General features: G+C 59.1%; 16 protein-coding genes. 6 read left to right on the top strand and 10 right to left on the bottom strand.

All coding sequences use genetic code 11. The features are described 5' to 3' along the window. Positions 1 to 143: 143 nt before the first annotated feature. Positions 144 to 1,817 carry a methyl-accepting chemotaxis protein gene (locus tag AFK67_RS17915; RefSeq protein ID WP_038884548.1) on the top strand — a complete coding sequence of 558 codons (1,674 nt, stop codon included), beginning with the start codon at positions 144 to 146 and terminating at the stop codon, positions 1,815 to 1,817. Between the two features lie 31 nt (positions 1,818 to 1,848). Here AFK67_RS17915 and AFK67_RS17910 read toward each other — a convergent pair whose 3' ends face one another. The 5 genes from AFK67_RS17910 to AFK67_RS17890 all read right to left on the bottom strand — a co-directional run bounded on the left by AFK67_RS17910 (position 1,849) and on the right by AFK67_RS17890 (position 5,770). Further along, on the bottom strand, positions 1,849 to 2,817 hold the full coding sequence (locus AFK67_RS17910; protein WP_007721365.1) for a DMT family transporter: 969 nt from the start codon (positions 2,815 to 2,817) through the stop codon (positions 1,849 to 1,851). Positions 2,818 to 2,896: 79 nt separating this feature from the next. Continuing rightward, entirely contained in the window at positions 2,897 to 3,478 is a 582-nt protein-coding gene (locus AFK67_RS17905) for a DUF1349 domain-containing protein (RefSeq protein WP_007721362.1), read from the bottom strand. A 48-nt stretch (positions 3,479 to 3,526) separates the two neighbouring features. Further along, entirely contained in the window at positions 3,527 to 4,351 is an 825-nt protein-coding gene (locus AFK67_RS17900) for an AraC family transcriptional regulator (RefSeq protein ID WP_007721360.1), read from the bottom strand. Positions 4,352 to 4,436: 85 nt separating this feature from the next. Beyond that, positions 4,437 to 4,808, bottom strand: coding sequence for a lysozyme inhibitor LprI family protein (locus AFK67_RS17895; RefSeq protein ID WP_007721357.1), 372 nt, complete (start codon positions 4,806 to 4,808; stop codon positions 4,437 to 4,439). 107 nt (positions 4,809 to 4,915) lie between these two features. After that, entirely contained in the window at positions 4,916 to 5,770 is an 855-nt protein-coding gene (locus AFK67_RS17890; protein ID WP_007721354.1) for an SDR family oxidoreductase, read from the bottom strand. A gap of 88 nt (positions 5,771 to 5,858) precedes the next feature. Here AFK67_RS17890 and AFK67_RS17885 point away from each other — a divergent pair, with 88 nt between their 5' ends. Then, positions 5,859 to 6,239: a winged helix-turn-helix transcriptional regulator gene (locus AFK67_RS17885; protein WP_007721351.1), complete on the top strand. Its 381-nt coding sequence runs from the start codon at positions 5,859 to 5,861 to the stop codon at positions 6,237 to 6,239. A gap of 68 nt (positions 6,240 to 6,307) precedes the next feature. Here AFK67_RS17885 and AFK67_RS17880 read toward each other — a convergent pair whose 3' ends face one another. After that, positions 6,308 to 8,251, bottom strand: coding sequence for a bifunctional 2',3'-cyclic-nucleotide 2'-phosphodiesterase/3'-nucleotidase (locus tag AFK67_RS17880; protein WP_007721349.1), 1,944 nt, complete (start codon positions 8,249 to 8,251; stop codon positions 6,308 to 6,310). Between the two features lie 219 nt (positions 8,252 to 8,470). Here AFK67_RS17880 and cysQ point away from each other — a divergent pair, with 219 nt between their 5' ends. Continuing rightward, positions 8,471 to 9,214, top strand: a complete 744-nt coding sequence (gene cysQ, locus AFK67_RS17875; protein ID WP_007721347.1) for a 3'(2'),5'-bisphosphate nucleotidase CysQ — start codon at positions 8,471 to 8,473, stop codon at positions 9,212 to 9,214. Here the strand turns inward: cysQ and AFK67_RS17870 are convergent. Next, entirely contained in the window at positions 9,204 to 9,761 is a 558-nt protein-coding gene (locus AFK67_RS17870; protein ID WP_007721342.1) for a YtfJ family protein, read from the bottom strand. The genes cysQ and AFK67_RS17870 overlap by 11 nt on opposite strands. 328 nt (positions 9,762 to 10,089) lie before the next feature. Here AFK67_RS17870 and AFK67_RS17865 point away from each other — a divergent pair, with 328 nt between their 5' ends. Next, a complete protein-coding gene (locus AFK67_RS17865; protein WP_007721340.1) occupies positions 10,090 to 10,296 on the top strand; it encodes a DUF1107 domain-containing protein in 207 nt (68 codons plus the stop codon). 64 nt (positions 10,297 to 10,360) lie between these two features. On the opposite strand, the gene AFK67_RS17860 is transcribed toward AFK67_RS17865, so the two are convergent. From AFK67_RS17860 to msrA, 3 genes are all read right to left on the bottom strand, one after another. Next, complete coding sequence (locus AFK67_RS17860) at positions 10,361 to 11,692, bottom strand: polyamine export protein PaeA (RefSeq protein WP_007721337.1); 1,332 nt, start codon at positions 11,690 to 11,692, stop codon at positions 10,361 to 10,363. Between the two features lie 197 nt (positions 11,693 to 11,889). Beyond that, complete coding sequence (locus AFK67_RS17855) at positions 11,890 to 13,305, bottom strand: CBM96 family carbohydrate-binding protein (protein WP_038884544.1); 1,416 nt, start codon at positions 13,303 to 13,305, stop codon at positions 11,890 to 11,892. A 105-nt stretch (positions 13,306 to 13,410) separates the two neighbouring features. Further along, on the bottom strand, positions 13,411 to 14,049 hold the full coding sequence (gene msrA / locus AFK67_RS17850) for a peptide-methionine (S)-S-oxide reductase MsrA (RefSeq protein WP_007721331.1): 639 nt from the start codon (positions 14,047 to 14,049) through the stop codon (positions 13,411 to 13,413). 224 nt (positions 14,050 to 14,273) lie between these two features. Here msrA and tamA point away from each other — a divergent pair, with 224 nt between their 5' ends. Next, positions 14,274 to 16,007, top strand: coding sequence for an autotransporter assembly complex protein TamA (tamA, locus tag AFK67_RS17845; RefSeq protein ID WP_032967190.1), 1,734 nt, complete (start codon positions 14,274 to 14,276; stop codon positions 16,005 to 16,007). After that, positions 16,004 to 19,780, top strand: a complete 3,777-nt coding sequence (gene tamB / locus AFK67_RS17840) for an autotransporter assembly complex protein TamB (protein ID WP_038884542.1) — start codon at positions 16,004 to 16,006, stop codon at positions 19,778 to 19,780. The genes tamA and tamB overlap by 4 nt, the downstream gene beginning before the upstream one ends.

The raw sequence follows: 19,780 nt of genomic DNA, 5'->3' as shown, positions 1-19,780 counted from the left end.
TCACAAAAATATTTTCATGACTAAACTACTGATCGCTATCAGGAAATAACTGGAAACCGCGCTGCGCCGGGGCTGGCGCGTTAAATAACCTGAATGTCCTGCCGATAGATACACATCAGATTACACCTGCACTAAGGCCATTCATGTTTAAACGTATAAAAGTCATAACCCTTTTAATTACTGTTCTGATCGTTTTGGGTGCGATGCAGCTTATCGCAGCGGGCATCTTTATTAGCGCGCTCAATAACGACAAAGACAATTTTAACGTGTCGCAACTCTCCAGCCAGAACGTGGCGGAATTTACCGACGCGTGGATTAGCCTCAACCAGACGCGCGTCACGCTGAACCGCGGCATGCTGCGCCTGCAAAGCAGCATGGCGAACCAGATCAACGGCGGTCAGCTGACCGAACTGGTCAATACGGCCAATACGCAGCTGGCGGACGCGAAAAGTCATTACGATAAATATTTTGCGCTACCAGAAACGCCGGGCATGAGCGAACCGCTCGTTGACCGTCTGGAAGAGCAGTATCGCATCTATTCTTCGACGCTCGCGCAGATGAACAAGCTGCTGGCGGAAGGCAAGCTTGAAGAGATGTTCAAGCAGAACGCCGAGAAGAAGCAAAACGCGATGCAGGTGGTCTACCGCGAGTGGCGCGCCGAGCAGGCGAAGCTGACCAGCCAGGGCGTGAAGGATAACGAAAGCGACTACCAGCGCATTATGTGGATCCTCTCCGCCGTTATGGTGCTGGTGCTGGCTGTGATTGTGGTCAGCTGGGTGGCGATGCGCCGCGTGCTCCTGCTGCCGCTGCATGACGTCATGGGTCATATCCGCGCGATTGCCGCAGGCGATCTGACGCAGCCTATCGACGCCGACGGCAATAACGAAATGGCGCTGCTGGCGCGCAACGTACACGACATGCAGCAGTCGCTGGCTCGCACGGTCAGCACCGTGCGCGACAGCACCGACACCATCTTTACCGGCGCGAGCGAAATCTCTGCGGGCAGCAACGATCTCTCTTCGCGTACCGAGCAGCAGGCCGCGTCGCTGGAAGAAACCGCCGCCAGCATGGAAGAGCTCACCGCGACGGTGAAACAGAACGCCGATAACGCCCGTCAGGCGACCCAGCTGGCGCGTACCGCGTCGGAAACCGCGCTGAAAGGCGGTGAAGTGGTGGATGGCGTCGTGCGCACTATGGATGAAATCGCCGCCAGCTCTAATCAGATTGCCCAGATAACCAACGTCATTGACGGTATCGCGTTCCAGACCAACATCCTCGCGCTCAACGCGGCGGTGGAAGCGGCGCGCGCCGGTGAGCAGGGCCGTGGTTTTGCGGTCGTGGCGGGTGAAGTTCGCACGCTGGCAAGCCGCAGCGCCCAGGCGGCGAAAGAGATCAAAGCGCTTATCGAGAACTCCGGCAACCGCGTTGACGCGGGTTCGCAGCTGGTGCGTGAAGCGGGTGAAACCATGAAAGAAGTGGTCGGTGCGGTAACGCGCGTGACCGATATCATGGGCGAAATCGCCTCCGCGTCCGATGAGCAGAGCCGCGGCATCGACCAGGTTGGCCTTGCGGTCTCCGAGATGGATAAAGTGACGCAGCAGAACGCCGCGCTGGTGGAAGAATCCGCCGCCGCCGCCGCCGCCCTGGAAGATCAGGCGGGCAAACTGAACGAGGCGGTCGCGGTGTTTAAACTCAACCGCGCCCAGTCCCGCATGGCGAGCGCCGCGCCGAAGGCGTCATCCTTCAACGCGCCGGAGCCTGCGGTGAGCCTGAAAGCCGCCCCGGCTGGCGGCAGCGACAACTGGGAAACCTTCTGAGCCTTAAGGCCCGTCACTGACGGGCCTTTTTTTATGGCGTCTCCTGCGCGGCGCGCGCCGCTACCGGCACGATCTTTACCCGCACCGCCATCACCACGCCCAGCGCCAGCAGCGCGATGCCGGTCAGGGTCAGGAGCGGCGGCATACTCTGGCGCAGCAAAAAAGTATAGAGCAGCCCGGCCAGCGTTTCGAAAACAATCAGCGGCCCGAGGATCACCGTCGGCAGACGCTGGCTCGCGATATTCCAGCACAGCGCGCCAATCCATGAACAGCACAGCGCGATAGCCACCATCAGCGCGATAAACGCGCCGGGGCGCGGGCCGAAGGGCAGCGCGAAACCGCTGTCGCCCGCCGCCAGCCACAGGCACGCCGCAATATAACCCGCCAGTGAAACCGGCAGCGTCACCAGCCCCTGCGCGGTCGCCCACATCATCGGGTGTTTGTCGGGGTTTTCCCGCAGCCAGCGCGCGTTGCGCAGCGCATACCAGGCCCAGCAGATAACCGAGATGACCGCGAGCGCGATGCCGCTCCCGTAACGGGCGGGCGTGAAGCCCGGCAGGCCCTGGCGCAGCTCGGCGAAATTGACGCAGATAAGCCCGCAGAAAATCGCCGCCAGCGCCGGAAAGAGCCGCCGCCAGGGCAGGCGACCATCGCGTCGGCTGTAGAGCAGATTGGCGAAAACCGGAATCACTACCGGCAGCGTGCCGATAATCATCGTGGAAACGGGTGCCCCGGTGCGCTGGATGGCGCTGGCGAGACACACGTAATAGATAAGATTGCCCATCATGGTTAGCGCCAGCGCGGTCAGCCAGTCGCGCCCGCTCAGCTGTTTTAGCCGCCTGCGTCCGGCCCAGGCCAGCGGCACGGCCAGCAGGCCCAGCGCCAGATAGCGCCCCATCGACTGCAATACCGCCGGGTATTCCGGCACCAGTAACGGGCCGACGAAAATCAGCCCCCACATCAGCCCCGCCAGCAGGGCATACAACACGCCAGTTAACATCTCAACCACCTGCTCATCTCGTGAGCCTTCGAGTGTAGCGGCGGGGGAAAGCGGGCGTCTTGTACCAGCTTGCTGCGCATCAGCTCAGATCGTGCAGGTCTTTACCGTTCGGCGGCCCGAGGCGGAAATCGGAGAACGTGACCTCCAGCCCGGCGCGCGTCGGCGTGCAGCACATCGCGCCCAGGAAATAGCGGTCGGCGTCCGGGAACGGACACAGGCGCAGCAGCGGCCAGGTCTCGCCATCGGTGGAGTACTGAAGCCGCAGGCAGTGGTTCTGGTGCGTCAGGCGCAGCCAGAAGTGCTGCTGCGCTTCGGGGAAAATTCCGGTCGCCCAGTCGGAGCGCTCAAGCGTCAGCACGCTGCCTATCATCGGCTGCGCGTCGTTATACTCAATGCCCGCCTTCAGCCAGTGGTGTTCGTCTGCCATCAGCAGCAATCCCGCCTGGTCATACAGCGTGGTGAAATCGCCCTCGACGCGCACCTGAAACGTAAAATCGCCGGTTACTTCCACGCCGAACACATGCCCGGAGTGGCGCTGAAAGCCATACCAGGTGGTTTGCCAGAAATCGGTTTGCGCGTCGGTCGTCACATGCAGCGCGTCACCCTCAAGCCGCCAGCGGGCCGGTTCGTTCAGCCAGCGCCCGTTCGCCAGATATTCCATCGGTCTTCTCCCTTGCAAATGTGCCTGAATTATAGCCGGGCTGAAGATCTAGCGAGCCACCTGTTTCTGGTAGCGTGCGGGGGTGATGCCGTAGCGGCGGGTGAACGCGCGGGTGAGATGCGGCTGATCGGCAAGGCCCACGGCGGCGGCCACCTCGGCCGCGGGCAGACCGGCGGCGAGAAACTGCTTGGCGCGCCACAGCCGCACCGCCATCAGCATCTGATGCGGCGTGACGTGATAGCGGGCTTTGAACTGCCGCTGAAAATGATACGGGCTGAGCGACGCCTCGGCGGCGATGTCATCGAGCGTCAGCGGCTGCATGTAGTTGTCGTAAAGATAGTCGCGCACCCGGTCGAAACGGTGCGCGCCGTCGGCCGCCGTTTGCGGCGCATGGCGCGCGTAGGGGCGAAACGTGTCGATAATATCGAGCAACAACCCCTGCTGCGCCAACGTGTCCGGCGCGGACCAGAGCGCGGCGATAAGCTGGCCCGTCTGGCGCGCGCGCAGCGGATCATGACGTTCCACCTCGCCAAACCACCAGTGGCGCTCGCCGGTGAGTTGCTCAAGTGTGCCGGGCTCCAGATAGATCATCCGGTAGCGCCAGCCGTGCTGCGTGGCCGCCTCGCCGGTGTGGAGTTCGTCAGGATTCATTGTGACCAGTGAATTGACCGCCGCCACGTGCTGCGCGCCGCGATAGCGAAAGCGCTCGGCGCCGAGTTCGATAGCGCCGATGCCGAAGGCTTCGTGCGTATGGGGTTCAAAGGCGTAACGGGCGATATGGGCGTGATAAAGCTCAACGCCCGGCAGTGCGGGCAACTGTCGGAAGCGGGCGCTGTCGCGTTCGTCGAAGAACTGCTCGGGTACGCCTTGCACGGTGGCTCTCCACTAAAGGTGAAGCCTCATTATAAGAACAACTGCGGGCTTAGCCACCGGTATTAACAATTAATTAACTTGGCGGTTATTCGATGCGGGAGAGGTCGGCATCGTTACAGCCGGAGTTACGGCACTCGCGCTCGATGCTTTTCAGCAGTTCGATACGGGCGGCCATTTTCTCATTGGCGCAGCCGAGCAGCAGCGTGGAGCCTTCCGCGCATTCGTGGTCACGCACTTTCAGCCAGGAGATCTGCGCGTTTTTCACGACCTGTTTCTGCGCGGGCGAGAGCGCCGCCATCGTGTTTTTGTACTGCTGGTTGAGGTCGCGGTCACCCTGAACCATTTCCAGTGCGGCGCAGTAGGTGGTGTCGTACGGGCTACGCGGATTGTCGCAGCTCATCGACCATGCGGCGGCGCTGCACAGCAGCAGCGGAAGAGCGAGAATATGTGCTTTCATGAGATCCCTGTTTTCAGTTTTTTGTTGTGAGCGCCTTCGGCAGGCGAGCGCATTGTATCCGGCAGGCCCAGGGAAATCAGCCTGCCAGATTTGGCGCGTGCGAAATATTACTTTTCGAGCATTTCACGCAGGTTGGCGGCAAGCGGCGTGGTGGGGCGGCCAATCAGCGCGCTGAGCTGATGGCTGTCATCAAACAGACCGCCTTTGGACGCGCCGATATCGGAATCGGCCAGCAGTTTCGCGAAGCCTTCTGGCAGGCCCGCGCCCGCGAGCGCCGCGGCGAAATCCGCCTCGCTCAGGTTCTGGTACATCACGTTTTTACCGGTGGTTTCGCTTAACAGCGCGGTGAGATCGCGAAGCGTCCAGGCTTCATCGCCCGCCAGTTCGTATACGCGTCCGGCCTGGTTATCAAGCGTCAGCACGTTTGCGGCGGCATCGGCGTAATCCTGACGGCTGGCGGAAGCGATTTTCCCGTCGCCTGCGCTGCCGATAAATACGCCGTGTTCAAGCGCAGGCGGCACGCTTGCCAGATAGTTTTCGGTATACCAGCCGTTACGCAGCAGCACATAAGGAATAGCCGCGTCGGCGAGCATTTTTTCGGTCGCAACGTGTTCATCCGCCAGGGCGAGCGGCGAACGGTCAGCATGCAGGAGGCTGGTGTAGGCAATCAGCGTAACCCCTGCGGCTTTGGCCGCTTCAATCACGTTGCGGTGCTGCGCCACGCGCTGGCCAACTTCGCTTGAGGAGATAAGCAGCAGCTTTTCCACGCCCTGTAATGCCGCGCTCAGCGCCGCGACGTCGCTGTAGTCGGCGGCGCGTACCTGCACGCCTTTTTCCTGCAGGGCGGTGGCTTTCGCCGGGTTACGGACGATGGCCACGACATCCTTTGCCGCGACGGTTTTCATGAGGGTATGGATAACGCGCTGGCCAAGCTGGCCGGTAGCGCCGGTAATCGCGATCATGGTCTTTTCCTTTGTCTCTGGTGTGTGTTGTGGCACACTATCATCCAAGCTCACTTTTAGTAAGTACGTACAAAAAGGTAAGTATCCTATGTCCATCCCTACCTTGAGCGAACAGCTGCGCGACGGCAATCTGTTCGCCGAAGAGTGCCCGTCCCGCGACGTGCTGAAGCACGTGACCAGCCGCTGGGGCGTGCTGATCCTGGTGGCGCTGCGCGACGGCACGCACCGTTTCAGCGATTTACGCCGCAAAATGGGCGGCGTCAGCGAGAAGATGCTGGCGCAGTCGTTACAGGCGCTGGAGCAGGACGGCTTCGTAGATCGCGTCTCCTATCCGGTGGTGCCGCCGCACGTGGAGTACAGCCTGACGCCGCTCGGCGTGGAGGTGAGTGAGAAGGTGGCGGCGCTGGCCGACTGGATTGAAGTGCATACGCCGCAGGTGATAGCAAACCGGGACGCGCGTGCGGCGTGAGCGTCGGGCTCTGGTGCTGGAGACAGAGTGCCGGGTGCGGCTACCACCACACCCGGCACTGATAACCCTTATTTCGACAGATCCAGCTGATAGACCGCGAAACCGATGTCGTCGTTGCCGACCTTTTTCATCGGGTATTGCGCTTTCTCTTTGATAAACGCGGCGGCTTTGTCGGACGGCGAGGTTTCAAAGCGGATATCCAGTTTCTGGCGGCTGTTAATGGGCGCCAGACGCCAGTTGTTATCCGCCGCCGGGTGGATTTCGCCCGCGCGTTTGGTTTCAGCGCCGATCCACGCCGCCAGCACCGCGCGGTTCTCGTCCGGCGAGGCGAAGGCGATATGGCTGTCGCCCGTGCCTGCGAACTTGCCGCTGTAGGCGCGGTAGTTATTGGTCGCGACCAGGAATGTCGCGTTGGGATCGATGGGTTTGCCGTTAAACGTCAAATGCTTAATGCGTTCCGCCTTCGGGTTCACGGTCTGGCATTCGCCGTCATATTTCGCAGGCTGCGTGACGTCTATCTGGTACTTCACGCCGTCTATCACGTCGAAGTTATAGGTGCGAAAGCCGTCCCAGTTCAGCAGCGGCTGCGGTTTGGCGCTGTTGACGTCAATCTGATTAAACTGCCCGGCGGAGCACTCCAGCCACTCTTTTACCTCGGCGCCGGTCGCTTTTACCACCACCAGCGTGTTGGGGTAAAGGTAGAGATCGGCGGCGTTGCGCAGCGTCAGCTGGCCTTTTTCCACTTCGACAAAGCTTGCCGGATCGTTTTTACGCCCGCCCACTTTAAACGGCGCGGCGGCGGAGAGCACCGGTAACTGCGCCAGATCCGGGTCGCCCTGGATAAAGTGTTCGACATAGGCTTTCTGGGCGTTATTCACCACTTGCACGGTCGGATCGTCCTGCACCAGCGCGAGATAGCTGTACATCGGATCGGCGGATTTCCCGACCGGCTGGCCGACAAATTCGCGCGTGGCGTCGTGATCGGCCTTCAGCACCTTCACCAGATCCTGATCTTCCGCGGCGAGCGATTTCTTCGCCTGGGCGTCGTAGATAGGGCGCGCTTCGGCTTTACTCTGCGTGACCTTCCATTTGCCGTGGTCGTTATTCAGCACTAAATCGACGATCCCCAGATGATCGCCCCACATGCCCGGCATCACCGCCGGTACGCCGTTCAGCGTACCCTGCGCGATGTCCGCGCCTTTGATGGTCGCGAAATCTTTGCCAGGGAAGACGGCGTGCGCGTGGCCAAAGAGGATGGCATCCACGCCCGTAACCTGGCTTAAGTAGTAAACCGAGTTTTCCGCCAGCGCCTTGTACGGCTCGGCGGAAAGCCCCGAATGCGCTACCACAACCACCAGATCCGCGCCTTCTGCGCGCATCTGCGGCACATATTTCCGCGCGGTTTCGGTGATATCGTTAACGGTGACTTTACCGCTCAGGTTCGCTTTATCCCAGGTCATGATCTGCGGCGGCACAAAGCCGATATAGCCGATTTTCAGCGTGTGCGGCTTGCCGTCTTTGTCTTTTACCTGGGTTTCTTTAATGAGATAAGGCGTGAACAGCGGCTTCTGGGTTTTGGCGTCGATGATATTGGCGTTGACGTAGGGGAAGTTCGCGCCCGCCAGCGCCTTGTGCAGGTAATCGAGGCCGTAGTTGAATTCATGGTTGCCGAGGTTGCCGACGGCGTAATCAAGCGTGTTCATCGCTTTATAGACCGGATGCACATCGCCGTCTTTCAGGCCTTTGGCCGCCATATAATCGCCAAGCGGGCTGCCCTGAATCAGATCGCCGTTATCCACCAGCACGCTGTTGGCGGCTTCCTGACGCGCGGCATTGATTAAGCTTGCGGTACGCACCAGACCGAATTTTTCCGTCGGCGCGTCTTTGTAATAATCAAAGTCCATCATATTACTGTGCAGATCGGTGGTTTCCAGAATCCGCAGATCCACCGTGGCGGCGTTCACGCTGGCGGCGACCAGCGTGGCTATCATCGTTGCACTAAACTTAATCATTATGCAGGTCCTTTTTCAGAGCGAAGCCACAAAAGTTTATGTATTTATCGTTTGTTGCTTACAAAAGTGTGAATCCTGCCAGAAAAAAAGGCAGGGAAACCGGAATCGCTTCACAGATAGCGGAATACGACGCAATGCGATATAAAAATCATATCGATAAAACAAGGTGTTAAATCCGCAGCCGGGACGGACTGCGAAACGAGAAAGAGGTGGATGACAATGTTAGAACAGATTTGCCAACTGGCGCGCGATGCAGGCGACGCCATCATGGAAGTCTACGAGGGTCACAAACCGCTGGAAGCCACCCATAAGGTTGATGATTCGCCGGTAACGGCGGCGGATATCGCAGCGCACGCGGTGATTGTCGCCGGGCTGAAAGCGCTGACGCCGCAGGTGCCGGTACTTTCAGAAGAGGATCCGCCAGGCTGGGACGAACGTCAGCACTGGCAGCGCTACTGGCTGGTGGACCCGCTGGACGGTACTAAAGAGTTTCTGAAGCGCAACGGTGAATTCACCGTCAATATCGCGCTGATTGAAGACGGCAAACCGGTGCTCGGCGTGGTTTACGCGCCGGTGCTGAAGGTGATGTACAGCGCGGCGGACGGCAAAGCCTGGAAAGAAGAGTGCGGCGTGCGTAAGCAGATTCAGGTGCGTGATGCGCGCCCGCCGCGCGTGGTGATTAGCCGCTCGCACGGCAATAACGCGGAACTGAAGGATTATCTACAGCAGTTGGGTGAGCATCAGACCACGTCTATCGGCTCGTCGCTGAAGTTCTGTCTGGTGGCGGAGGGCGAGGCGCAGCTCTATCCGCGCTTCGGGCCGACCTGTACCTGGGATACCGCGGCCGGTCACGCCGTAGCAGTCGCCGCCGGGGCGCAGGTTCACGACTGGCAGGGCAAAACCCTGGATTATACGCCGCGTGAATCGTTCCTGAACCCCAGCTTCCGCGTCTCTATTTACTGAGCAACTGTTGCAGCAGGCTAATCACCTGCTGCACTTCATCCTGCGTCAGTCCGCCGTCTTTCGCGAACCGCACCCGCCCGTCTTTATCCAGCACGACAATCGCCGAGCTTTCCGGCTCCAGATGCCAGGCTTTCAGCGCTACGCCGTTGCTGTCGACGATAAACTGCGACCACGGGTATTGCTGTTTATTGGTCTCAATGCTGTGACGAACAAACATGCCGGTGCCGGGAATGGCGTCGTCGCTGTTTACTACAGTTGTGGTCTGGTAGCGGTCATGCGGGAATTTCGCGGCTTTGATGGCTTCAATCAGCCCCGCGTTTTTCTCTTTTGCCGAGGTGCGCCCGGCAATATGTTGCAGCACTCGCACTTTTCCAGGCAGCTGCGCGCTGTTCCAGTTTTTGTAGCTAAACTGATCTTTATCCAGCATCAGTTCGCCTTTGTCGTTGATACCCACCGGTGGGACGCGCTCGTTCTCTTTGAAGTTATGTGCCGAGGCCATCAACGGCAGCAGCAGACAGCTCAGCGCCAGCATTCCGCGCAGGGTCATAGGTGACTCCTTCTTCTGTTTTGCAGGTGATCGGACCACTTGAGTCCATTGCTTGTTAGCTTAATTGTTAATTTTCTGTTTTCACGCAACCAGAGTGCCAGTTTGCGGGCGAACGCACAGAACCCGTGAAAAAAAGCGGCATTCTCCTGCGGTTTTTAGAGTTTTGAAAAGAAAATTCTGAAACATTGTAATAAAAGGGTAAATAAAGTCAGGCAGAGTGGGTGCTCTCGCGGTTCTGGTCTATAGTCATCTGGCAACAAATTTTGCGCCTTCATCATGCTGGTCCAAATGTGGCACCGCAGGGCGTAATCTTCAGCAGGAGAGAACAATGAAAATTTTCCAACGTTACAACCCGCTTCAGGTGGCGAAGTACGTGAAGATCCTGTTTCGTGGACGGTTGTATATCAAGGATGTTGGCGCTTTCGAGTTTGATAAAGGCAAAATCCTCGTCCCGAAAGTGAAGGACAAGCAGCACTACTCCGTCATGTCCGAAGTCAACCGTCAGGTTATGCGCCTCCAGACCGAGGCGGCGTAACGACAGCGTTGTGCGTAGGCAGTAAAGACAAACGGCCCCGATGGGGCCGTTAGTGTTTTGAGGCTCAGGCAGCGGTGGACTCGTCCGGCAGTTTGGGCGTCAGGACGCCCGGCTTGCTGTCGATACGCGTCACCAGCAGCTGGTCGATGCGGTAGTTATCGATATCCACGACTTCAAACTTATAGCCGGAGAACTTTACCGAATCGGTGCGTTTCGGGATTTTTCGCAGCATAAACATCATAAAGCCGCCGATGGTTTCATAGTTGCCGGACTGCGGGAACTCGTCGATATCCAGCACGCGCATCACGTCGTCAATAGGCGTGCCGCCGTCGATAAGCCAGGAGTTCTCGTCGCGGGCGACGATCTGCTCTTCCAGCCCCTGACCCACCAGGTCGCCCATCAGCGTGGTCATCACGTCGTTCAGCGTAATAAGCCCCACCACCAGCGCGTATTCGTTCATGATAACCGCGAAGTCTTCGCCCGCCGTTTTGAAGCTTTCCAGCGCTTCGGAGAGCGTCAGCGTATCCGGCACGATCAGCGTGTTGCGGATCTGCACGCCGCTGTTGAGCGCGAGACTCTGGTTGCCCAGCACCCGGTTCAACAGCTCTTTGGAATCGACATACCCGACGATGTGGTCGATATCCTGGTTACACACCAGGAATTTCGAGTGCGGGTGATCGGCGATTTTCTGCTTCAGGCTGTGCTCGTCTTCATGGAGATCGAACCAGACGATGTTTTCGCGCGAGGTCATGGAGGACGGCACGGTGCGCGACTCCAGCTCAAACACGTTTTCGATAAGCTCATGCTCCTGCTTACGCAGCACGCCCGCGAGCGCGCCGGCTTCCACCACCGCATAGATATCGTCGGAGGTGATGTCGTCTTTGCGCACCATCGGCAGTTTGAAGATGCGGAAAATCACATTCGCCATGCCGTTAAAGAACCACACCAGCGGGCGGAAGATGAACAGACAGAAGCGCATCGGGTTGATGATACGCAAAGCCACGGCTTCAGGCGCAATCATACCGATGCGTTTCGGGGTCAGGTCGGCGAAGAGAATGAACAGGCTGGTCACGAGCGTAAAGGAGAGAATAAAGCTGACCTGCTCGGCGACTTCAGGCGAGACAAAGCGCACCAGCAGCGTATAGAAAGCCGGGGAAAACGCCGCATCGCCCACGATACCGCCCAGAATGGCGACGGCGTTCAGGCCAATCTGCACCACGGTAAAGAACGTGCCGGGGTTTTCCTGCATCTTCAACACCCGTTGGGCGTTGATGTTGCCTTCATCGGCCAGCAGCTTGAGTTTGATTTTACGGGAGGCGGCAAGCGAGATCTCGGAAAGCGAGAAAAACGAGCTGACGCCAATGAGACAAAGTATCAGTAAAATACTGTTTAACATATCTTATCCAGCCATCGCCGGATCCTCGGAAGGGAAGTTGATTATTGTGTGAAAACACGGTGACTGCGGGCCCGTAGAGAAGGAGGCCTGCAAATTCAAAGGGTAGTATAGCGTAAGCCCCAGCGGGGCTGCCAGAGGGTTGCGCAACGCGTGAAGAAAGCCGCCGCCGCGCCAGGGCGCGACGGCGGGGTAAAGGGTCAGATTTCCGGCGTGGTTTTATAGCCTACCAGCATTAGCAGCAGATTTTCTTTACTGCCTGCCGGGTTAAAGCTGTAGTTGTTACCCTGACGATCGCCGCCGATATACCAGGCGATCTCCGTTTTCCCGGCTGCCAGCGCGGCCCGCACGGCGCTATCGACATCCACGTAGCGATAGACGCGCTGTTTATCGAGATAAAGTCTGCCGTCCGATCGGTAATTGCACGCCGGGCGATTGTTCCAGGTCACCTGATGCTCGTCCCACTGCGTGTCCGTCGGGTAAAAGAAGATCTGATCCGCCCCTTCGGCGTTTTTGCCGCCGTAAATGCGAATTTTATATTTAAACAGCGCCGCATCGGCCTCGGAATAACCCTCCGGCAGCGGCGGAATGGTAAATTTCACCAGCGACATGATCTCCGTATTGGCGGTGCGCCCGCCGTTACGCCAGTCGTCCTGCACCTGCAATGTGGTGTCGTCGCCGTAATTACGCTGTGGCTCGGCGCTGCTGACCCAGGTATCGGCAATTGCGCGGGTGTAGCTAAACGGAATATTGGTGCCGCAGTCCATGTTGTTGTTCATGCACTCCTCAGTCATAAACTGCGCTGACTGCACCGGCCAGCCGTTCATGAAATCGCCGTGCGCGGTGTAGATACTGCCCCACTGTTCGATGCGCGTTTCGCCGTTCATCACCGGGTCCATGGAGAGCTGAATTTTTGCCGTATCCAGCGAGGTGATTTGCGGCAATACCCAGGCGACATTCATATTGACCGTCGGGATTTTTACCGGGAAGGCCGCCGGGCACGCGCCCGCGTCGCTGGCATAGGTGGCGTTCATTCTGCCGCGCACCGGCTTCAGGTTGACGCCGTCCCAGCAGTTCGGAAACTGAATGCCGATATTAAATTGCACCGCGTCGCCTTTTTCGCGCAGACCGCAGACCTCGCCCGCCGTGTTGGTATAGCCCTTGCCGTTGCCGCAAAGGAATGTGATGCGTTTATTCGGCCCCATGCCGTGGTGATCGCCCGCCAGCAGCTCCAGCCCGAGCGGGAAGGGCGTCAGCGGGTATTGATCGACATTGGTGCTCTGATAGTAGGTTTTCTGATAGGCCGGCTTGACGATTTGCCCGTCGGGCAGCTTCATGGTGGGCGCCCACCAGGCGGAGCTGTCCGCTTTGTTGTTGCAGGTGGTCTCCGGCTGACTGCGCAGCCGGGCGTAATCGGAATAGGCGTCGGTGTGTGTATTGCCGAAAAAGTCATGCAGCATGGCATGGTTCGGCATCCCGTACATCATGATGGCGTCATCGCCAGCGGTATGGTGGTAAGAACAGACAACGTCCGCCTGAGGGCCAGCCCAGGCGGAGAGGGCGCTAAGGCCCGTTACAACCGGAATAAACGTGCGTAACAGCGTCGTGGTTTTCATAGTATGTCTCCGCAGTCAGGATCGCCTGAGACATACCATGCGCGTGCCGCTTATCGCCTCTCATCACTTATCAAAAAGCGTGATAAAACGATGATTGATAAATCGTTACGCCTCGGGCGGCAGGCAGACGCCGATGCCGCCGATACCGCAATAGCCGTACGGGTTTTTATGCAGATACTGCTGATGCTCGTCTTCGGCGTAGTAGAACGGCGAGGCTGGCGCGATTTCCGTCGTAATGTGGCGATAGTCGCCCGCCGCTTCCATCGCCGCGCGGAACCGATCGAGGCTCGCCAGCGCGGCGGTTTCCTGCTCAGGCGTCAGCGGATAAATCGCCGAACGGTATTGCGTGCCGACATCGTTACCCTGACGCATCCCCTGGGCCGGATCGTGATTTTCCCAGAACACCTGCAACAGCTGGTCATAGCTGATGACTTTCGGGTCATAAACCACGCGCACCGCTTCCGCGTGGCCGGTCTGGCCGCTGCACACTTCGCGGTAGGTCGGATTTGGCGTATAGCCGCCGGTATAACCCGCCGCGGTGCTGTAGACGCCCGGCAATGGCCAGAACAGCCGTTCCACGCCCCAGAAGCAACCCATGGCGAACAGCGCCACCTCCATGCTTTCCGGTACATTGGTCATTGAGTGGCCTGTCACGGTATGCAGTGACGCCACCGGCATTTTGGTATTTCGTCCCGGCAGGGCCTCTTCTTCGGTAATTATCTGTTTTTTATCAAAAAAACTCATGGCGCCGACCTCCTGAAAATTGTTGAGCGCGCAAATTTTCGCCTGCGGTTGTCACGAAGCGGCTCTTTGCCCACAATAAAGCGCTTAAATGCGACTAAATTAAACATAAGAAATATTTGGCTGATCGTCTTTTTTTCAACTCCATTTAGCGGAGTTTTGTCAGGCCGCGGAGCGGCGTCAGGTTTCCTTCCAGGGGTGGGAATAAGGGATATTCAGGAGAAAACGTGCCACAAATCCGTAACTTGTGTTGGGCCGCACTGCTGATGGCGAGCGCCTCGACTGCGGCGCCCGTGCGTTTGCAGGTAGAAGGGTTGTCCGGCGCGCTGCAAAAAAACGTTCGCGCTCAACTTTCCACGATTCAGGTTGATGAGGTCACGCCGGACCGCCGCTTTCGCGCGCGCGTTGATGACGCTATCCGCAAAGGGCTGAAAGCGCTGGGCTATTATGAGCCTACCATTGATTTCGAACTGCGCGAGCCGCCGGCCGGCGGTCGCCGTCAGGTGCTGCTGGCGCGCGTCAGCCCTGGCGAGCCGGTGCGTATCGGCGCCACCAACGTCATTCTGCGCGGCGGCGCGCGCGATGATAAAGAGTATCTCGCGCTGCTGAAAAAGCGTCCCGCCGTCGGCACCGTGCTGAACCATAACGACTACGACAGCTTCAAAAAAGGGCTGACCAGCGTGGCGCTGCGTCGGGGCTATTTCGACAGCGAATACAAAAAAAGCCAGCTCGGCGTCTCGGTGGAGCGCCGCCAGGCGTTCTGGGATATCGATTACGACAGCGGCACCCGCTACCGCTTCGGCGACGTCACTTTCGCGGGCTCGCAGATCCGTGAAGAGTATCTGCAAAACCTCGTGCCGTTTAAAAAAGGCGATTACTACCAGTCGAGCGATGTGGCGGAGCTGAGCCGTCGTTTATCCGCCACCGGCTGGTTTAACTCCGTGGTTGTGGCACCGGAATTTGAAAAATCCCGTCAGACGAAAGTGCTGCCGCTGCGCGGTGTGGTATCGCCGCGCATTAAAAACACCGTGGAGGTGGGGGCGGGGTATTCCACCGACGTCGGGCCGCGCCTGAAAGCGAACTGGCGCAAGCCGTGGATCAACTCTTACGGTCACAGCCTGACCACGTCGACCAGTATCTCCGCGCCGGAACAGCAGCTCGATTTCAGCTATAAAATGCCGCTGCTGAAGAACCCGCTGGAGCAATATTATCTGGTGCAGGGCGGCTTTAAGCGCACCGATCTCAACGATACCGAGGCCGACTCAACGACCCTTGCGGTCTCACGCTACTGGGATCTTTCGAGCGGCTGGCAGCGCGCGATTAACCTGCGCTGGAGTCTCGACCACTTTACCCAGGCCAACGTCACCCATACCACGATGCTGCTCTATCCTGGCGTGATGCTGAGCCGCACCCGCTCGCGCGGCGGCCTGATGCCGACGTGGGGCGATTCACAGCGCTATTCCATTGATTACTCCGATACCGCCTGGGGCTCGGACGTCGATTTCGTGGTGTTGCAGGCGCAAAACGCCTGGATCCGCACGCTCTATGACAAACACCGCTTTGTGGCGCGCGGCAATCTCGGCTGGATCGAGACGAACGATTTCGAACGCGTACCGCCGGATCTGCGCTTCTTTGCGGGCGGCGACCGCAGCATTCGCGGGTATAAATACAAATCGATTTCGCCGGAAAACGACAAGGGCAAGCTGACGGGGGCCTCGAAACTTGCCACCGGATCGCTGGAGTACCAGTACAACGTCACCGGCAAATGGTGGGGTGCGGTGTTCATCGATTCCGGCGAAGCGGTGAACGATATCAAACAGAGTAATTTTAAAACCGGCGCGGGCGTCGGGGTGCGCTGGCAGTCGCCGGTCGGCCCGATCAAGCTCGATTTCGCGGTGCCGGTAGGCGACAAAGAGGAGCATGGTTTGCAGTTTTACATCGGTCTGGGGCCTGAATTATGAGTCGTGTAAAAAAAATCAGCCTCGCCGTACTGGTCGTCATTGTTCTGCTTATCGCCACCGTCGGGTTCCTGGTGGGCACCACCACCGGCCTGCATCTGATTTTCAACGCGGCGAACCGCTGGGTGCCGGGGCTCGACATCGGCAGCGTCACCGGGGGCTGGCGTAATCTTACCGTTAAGTCGCTGCGCTACCAGCAGCCGGGCGTGGATGTGAACGCCGGTGAGATACACCTTTCCGTAAAGCTCGCATGCCTTCGCGACAGCAGCCTGTGCGTGAATGATTTCTCGCTCAAAGATGTGAATGTGGTGGTGGACACCAAAAAGATGCCGCCTGCCGCGAAAGTGGAAGAAGAAGAGAGCGGGCCGCTCGATCTCTCCACGCCCTACCCGGTTACGCTGAGCCGCGCGGCGCTGCATAACGTCAATATTAAAATCGACGACACGCTGGTGTCGGTGATGGATTTCAGCTCCGGTCTCGCCTGGGAGAGCCGCAACCTGACGCTCAAACCCACCTCTTTGCAGGGGCTGCTGATAGCCCTGCCTAAAGCGGCGGATGTCGCGCAGGAAGAAGTGGTCGAACCGAAGGTTAATAACCCGCAGCCGCAGGAGAAACCGCTCGGCGAGACGCTGCGGGATCTGTTCGCCAAACCGGTGCTTCCGGAGATGACCGACGTGCATCTGCCGCTGAACCTGACGGTGGAAAGTTTTCGCGGCGAACAGCTGCGCCTGACCGGCGATACCGATATCACGGTTAATACGATGCTGGTGAAAATCAGCAGCGTGGAGGGCGTGACGAAGCTCGACACGCTGGATATCGATTCGAACCAGGGCACGGTAAACGCCACCGGCAGCGCCGAACTGCGCAATAACTGGCCGGTGGACATCACGCTCAACAGTACGCTGAACGTCGAGCCGCTCAAGGGCGAAAAGGTGAAGCTCAAAGTGGGCGGCGCGCTGCGTGAGCAGCTGGAGTTTGGCGTCAATCTTTCCGGCCCGGTGGATGTGGTGCTGCGCGGCCAGACGAAACTGGCCGAGGCCGGGTTACCGCTTAATCTGGATATCACCAGCGAGCAACTTTACTGGCCGCTCACCGGCCCGAAACAGTATCAGGCGGACGATCTTAAACTGAAGCTTTCCGGCAAAATGACCGACTACGCGCTGTCGTTCCGTACCGCCGTGAAAGGCGATCAGCTGCCGCCCGCCACCATTACGCTCGATGGCAAAGGCAACGAACAGCAGATCGCTATCGATAAGCTGGATGTCGCGGCGCTCGAGGGGCATACCACGCTGAAGGCGCTGCTCGACTGGCAGCAGGCCATCAGCTGGCGCGGCGAGCTGGCGCTCAAGGGTATTAATACCGCCAAACAGTATCCTGACTGGCCGTCGAAGCTCGACGGGCTGATGAAGCTGCGCGGCAGCCTCTACGGCGGCACCTGGCAGCTTGACGTGCCGGAGCTGAAGCTTGCTGGCAACGTTAAACAGAATAAGGTGAAGGTTGACGGGCAGCTTAAGGGCAACAGCTATCTTCAGTGGACAATCCCCGGCCTGCATCTCGAGCTTGGGCGTAATAAAGCGGATGTCAAAGGCGAGCTTGGCGTTAAAGATCTGGCGCTGGATGCGACGATTGACGCGCCCTCGCTTGATAACGCGCTGCCGGGGCTTGGCGGCACGGCGAAAGGGCTGGTGAAAATCCGCGGCAACGTCGAGGCGCCTGAGCTTAACGCCGACGTGACCGCGCGCAATCTGCGCTGGCAGGAACTCTCCGTGGCCCAGGTGCGTCTGCTGGGCGATGTGAAATCCACCGATCAGATTGGCGGCACGCTGGATCTGCGCGTCGAGCGCCTCGTGCAGGGCGATATCAACCTGCGGTTGATTACGCTTGCGGCCAAAGGCAACGAGAAATCGCACCAGATGGCGCTGCGCGTGCAGGGCGAGCCTGTTTCCGGCCAGCTTGACCTGCGCGGCAGTTTTGACCGTCAGGCGATGCGCTGGCGCGGCGAAATAGACAACACCCGCTTCGCCACGCCGGTCGGCCCGTGGGCGCTGAGCCGCGCGCTCACGCTCGATTATCGCGGTCAGGAGCAGAAAATCGCCATTGGCCCGCACTGCTGGCGTAACCCGAACGCCGAACTGTGCGTGCCGCAAACCATCGACGCGGGCGCCAGCGGCCGCGCGCAGGTCAATCTCAACCGCTTCGACCTCGCGATGATCAAGCCGTTTATGCCCGAAGAGACGCAGGCGAGCGGCCTCTTTACCGGTAAGGCGGACGTCAGCTGGGATACGACGAAAGAAGGGCTGCCGCAGGGGCAGGTGCAGCTGGCCGGTCGCAGCGTGCAGGTTACGCAACAGGTTAACGGCAGCCCGCTGCGGGTGGCGTTCGACACGCTGAATCTCAACGCGGAGCTGCGCAACAATCGTGCGCGGCTTAACTGGCTGATTCGGCTGGCGAATAATGGCCAGTTCGACGGCGATATTCAGGTGGCGGACCCGCAGGAGCGACGTAATCTTTCCGGGAACGTGAATATCCGTAATTTCTCGCTGGCTATCGCCAACCCGGTCTTTTCACGCGGTGAAAAGGCGGCGGGCATCCTGAGCGCGAACCTGCGGCTTGGCGGCAACGCGCGTCAGCCGCAGCTTTTCGGCCAGATGCAGCTGAACGGTGTGGATATCGAAGGCAACTTTATGCCGTTTGAAATGCAGCCGAGCCAGCTCGCGATGAATTTTAACGGCATGAGCTCGACGCTACAGGGCGTGGTGCGCACGAAACAGGGCGATATCGCGCTCGACGGCAACGCCGACTGGAGCCAGCTCGACAACTGGCGCGCCCGAGTGGCAGCGCGCGGCAGCCGGGTGCGGATCACTGTGCCGCCGATGGTGCGTCTGGATGTGTCGCCGGATGTGGTGCTGGAGGCAACGCCGAGCCTGATTTCGCTCGATGGCCGCGTGGATGTGCCCTGGGCGCGGATCGTCGTGCATGACCTGCCGGAAAGCGCCGTGGGCGTCTCCAGCGATGAAGTTTTGCTCGATGAAAATCTGAAACCGGAAGAAGAACAGCGCGCGTCCATTCCTATCAATAGTAATCTGATTGTTCACGTTGGAAACAACGTGCGGATAGATGCTTTTGGGCTGAAGGCGCGCCTCACGGGCGATCTGAAAGTCGCGCAGGATAAACAGGGGCTCGGCCTGAACGGGCAGATCAACATCCCGCAAGGTCGCTTCCATGCCTACGGGCAGGATCTGCTGGTGCGTAAAGGCGAGCTGCTGTTCTCTGGCCCGCCGGACCGACCGCTGGTAAATATCGAGGCGATCCGGAACCCTGAGGCCACCGAAAACGACGTGATAGCCGGCGTTCGCGTGACCGGCGAGACCGACGAGCCGAAAGTGGAAGTCTTCTCCGACCCGGCGATGTCGCAGCAGGAAGCCCTTTCTTATCTGCTGCGCGGGCAGGGGCTGGAGAGCGGTCAGAGCGACAGCGACGCCATGACTTCCATGCTTATTGGCCTGGGGGTTGCACAAAGTGGGCAGGTTGTGGGTAAAATCGGCGAGACGTTTGGCGTAAGCAATCTGGCGCTGGACACCGAAGGGGTAGGGGATTCCTCCCAGGTGGTGGTCAGCGGCTATGTACTGCCGGGTCTCCAGGTGAAATACGGCGTGGGCATTTTTGACTCGCTGGCGACGCTCACGCTAAGGTATCGCCTGATGCCTAAGCTATATCTGGAAGCGGTGTCTGGCGTAGATCAGGCACTTGATTTGCTCTATCAGTTTGAGTTTTAG

The organism is Cronobacter dublinensis subsp. dublinensis LMG 23823 (assembly GCF_001277235.1).
GTDB classification, from domain to species: domain Bacteria; phylum Pseudomonadota; class Gammaproteobacteria; order Enterobacterales; family Enterobacteriaceae; genus Cronobacter; species Cronobacter dublinensis.
The sequence above is the reverse complement of the archived record's forward strand: the minus strand, read 5'-3'. Positions and strand labels throughout refer to the sequence as shown.

Excerpts from the sequence above, each read along its gene's own strand:
- AFK67_RS17915 (WP_038884548.1), top strand. The coding sequence starts at position 144 with ATGTTTAAACGTATAAAAGTCATAACCCTTTTAATTACTGTTCTGATC.
- AFK67_RS17910 (WP_007721365.1), bottom strand. The coding sequence starts at position 2,817 with ATGTTAACTGGCGTGTTGTATGCCCTGCTGGCGGGGCTGATGTGGGGG.
- AFK67_RS17905 (WP_007721362.1), bottom strand. The coding sequence starts at position 3,478 with ATGGAATATCTGGCGAACGGGCGCTGGCTGAACGAACCGGCCCGCTGG.
- AFK67_RS17895 (WP_007721357.1), bottom strand. The coding sequence starts at position 4,808 with ATGAAAGCACATATTCTCGCTCTTCCGCTGCTGCTGTGCAGCGCCGCC.
- AFK67_RS17890 (WP_007721354.1), bottom strand. The coding sequence starts at position 5,770 with ATGATCGCGATTACCGGCGCTACCGGCCAGCTTGGCCAGCGCGTTATC.
- AFK67_RS17885 (WP_007721351.1), top strand. The coding sequence starts at position 5,859 with ATGTCCATCCCTACCTTGAGCGAACAGCTGCGCGACGGCAATCTGTTC.
- AFK67_RS17880 (WP_007721349.1), bottom strand. The coding sequence starts at position 8,251 with ATGATTAAGTTTAGTGCAACGATGATAGCCACGCTGGTCGCCGCCAGC.
- cysQ (WP_007721347.1), top strand. The coding sequence starts at position 8,471 with ATGTTAGAACAGATTTGCCAACTGGCGCGCGATGCAGGCGACGCCATC.
- AFK67_RS17870 (WP_007721342.1), bottom strand. The coding sequence starts at position 9,761 with ATGACCCTGCGCGGAATGCTGGCGCTGAGCTGTCTGCTGCTGCCGTTG.
- AFK67_RS17865 (WP_007721340.1), top strand. The coding sequence starts at position 10,090 with ATGAAAATTTTCCAACGTTACAACCCGCTTCAGGTGGCGAAGTACGTG.
- AFK67_RS17860 (WP_007721337.1), bottom strand. The coding sequence starts at position 11,692 with ATGTTAAACAGTATTTTACTGATACTTTGTCTCATTGGCGTCAGCTCG.
- AFK67_RS17855 (WP_038884544.1), bottom strand. The coding sequence starts at position 13,305 with ATGAAAACCACGACGCTGTTACGCACGTTTATTCCGGTTGTAACGGGC.
- msrA (WP_007721331.1), bottom strand. The coding sequence starts at position 14,049 with ATGAGTTTTTTTGATAAAAAACAGATAATTACCGAAGAAGAGGCCCTG.
- tamB (WP_038884542.1), top strand. The coding sequence starts at position 16,004 with ATGAGTCGTGTAAAAAAAATCAGCCTCGCCGTACTGGTCGTCATTGTT.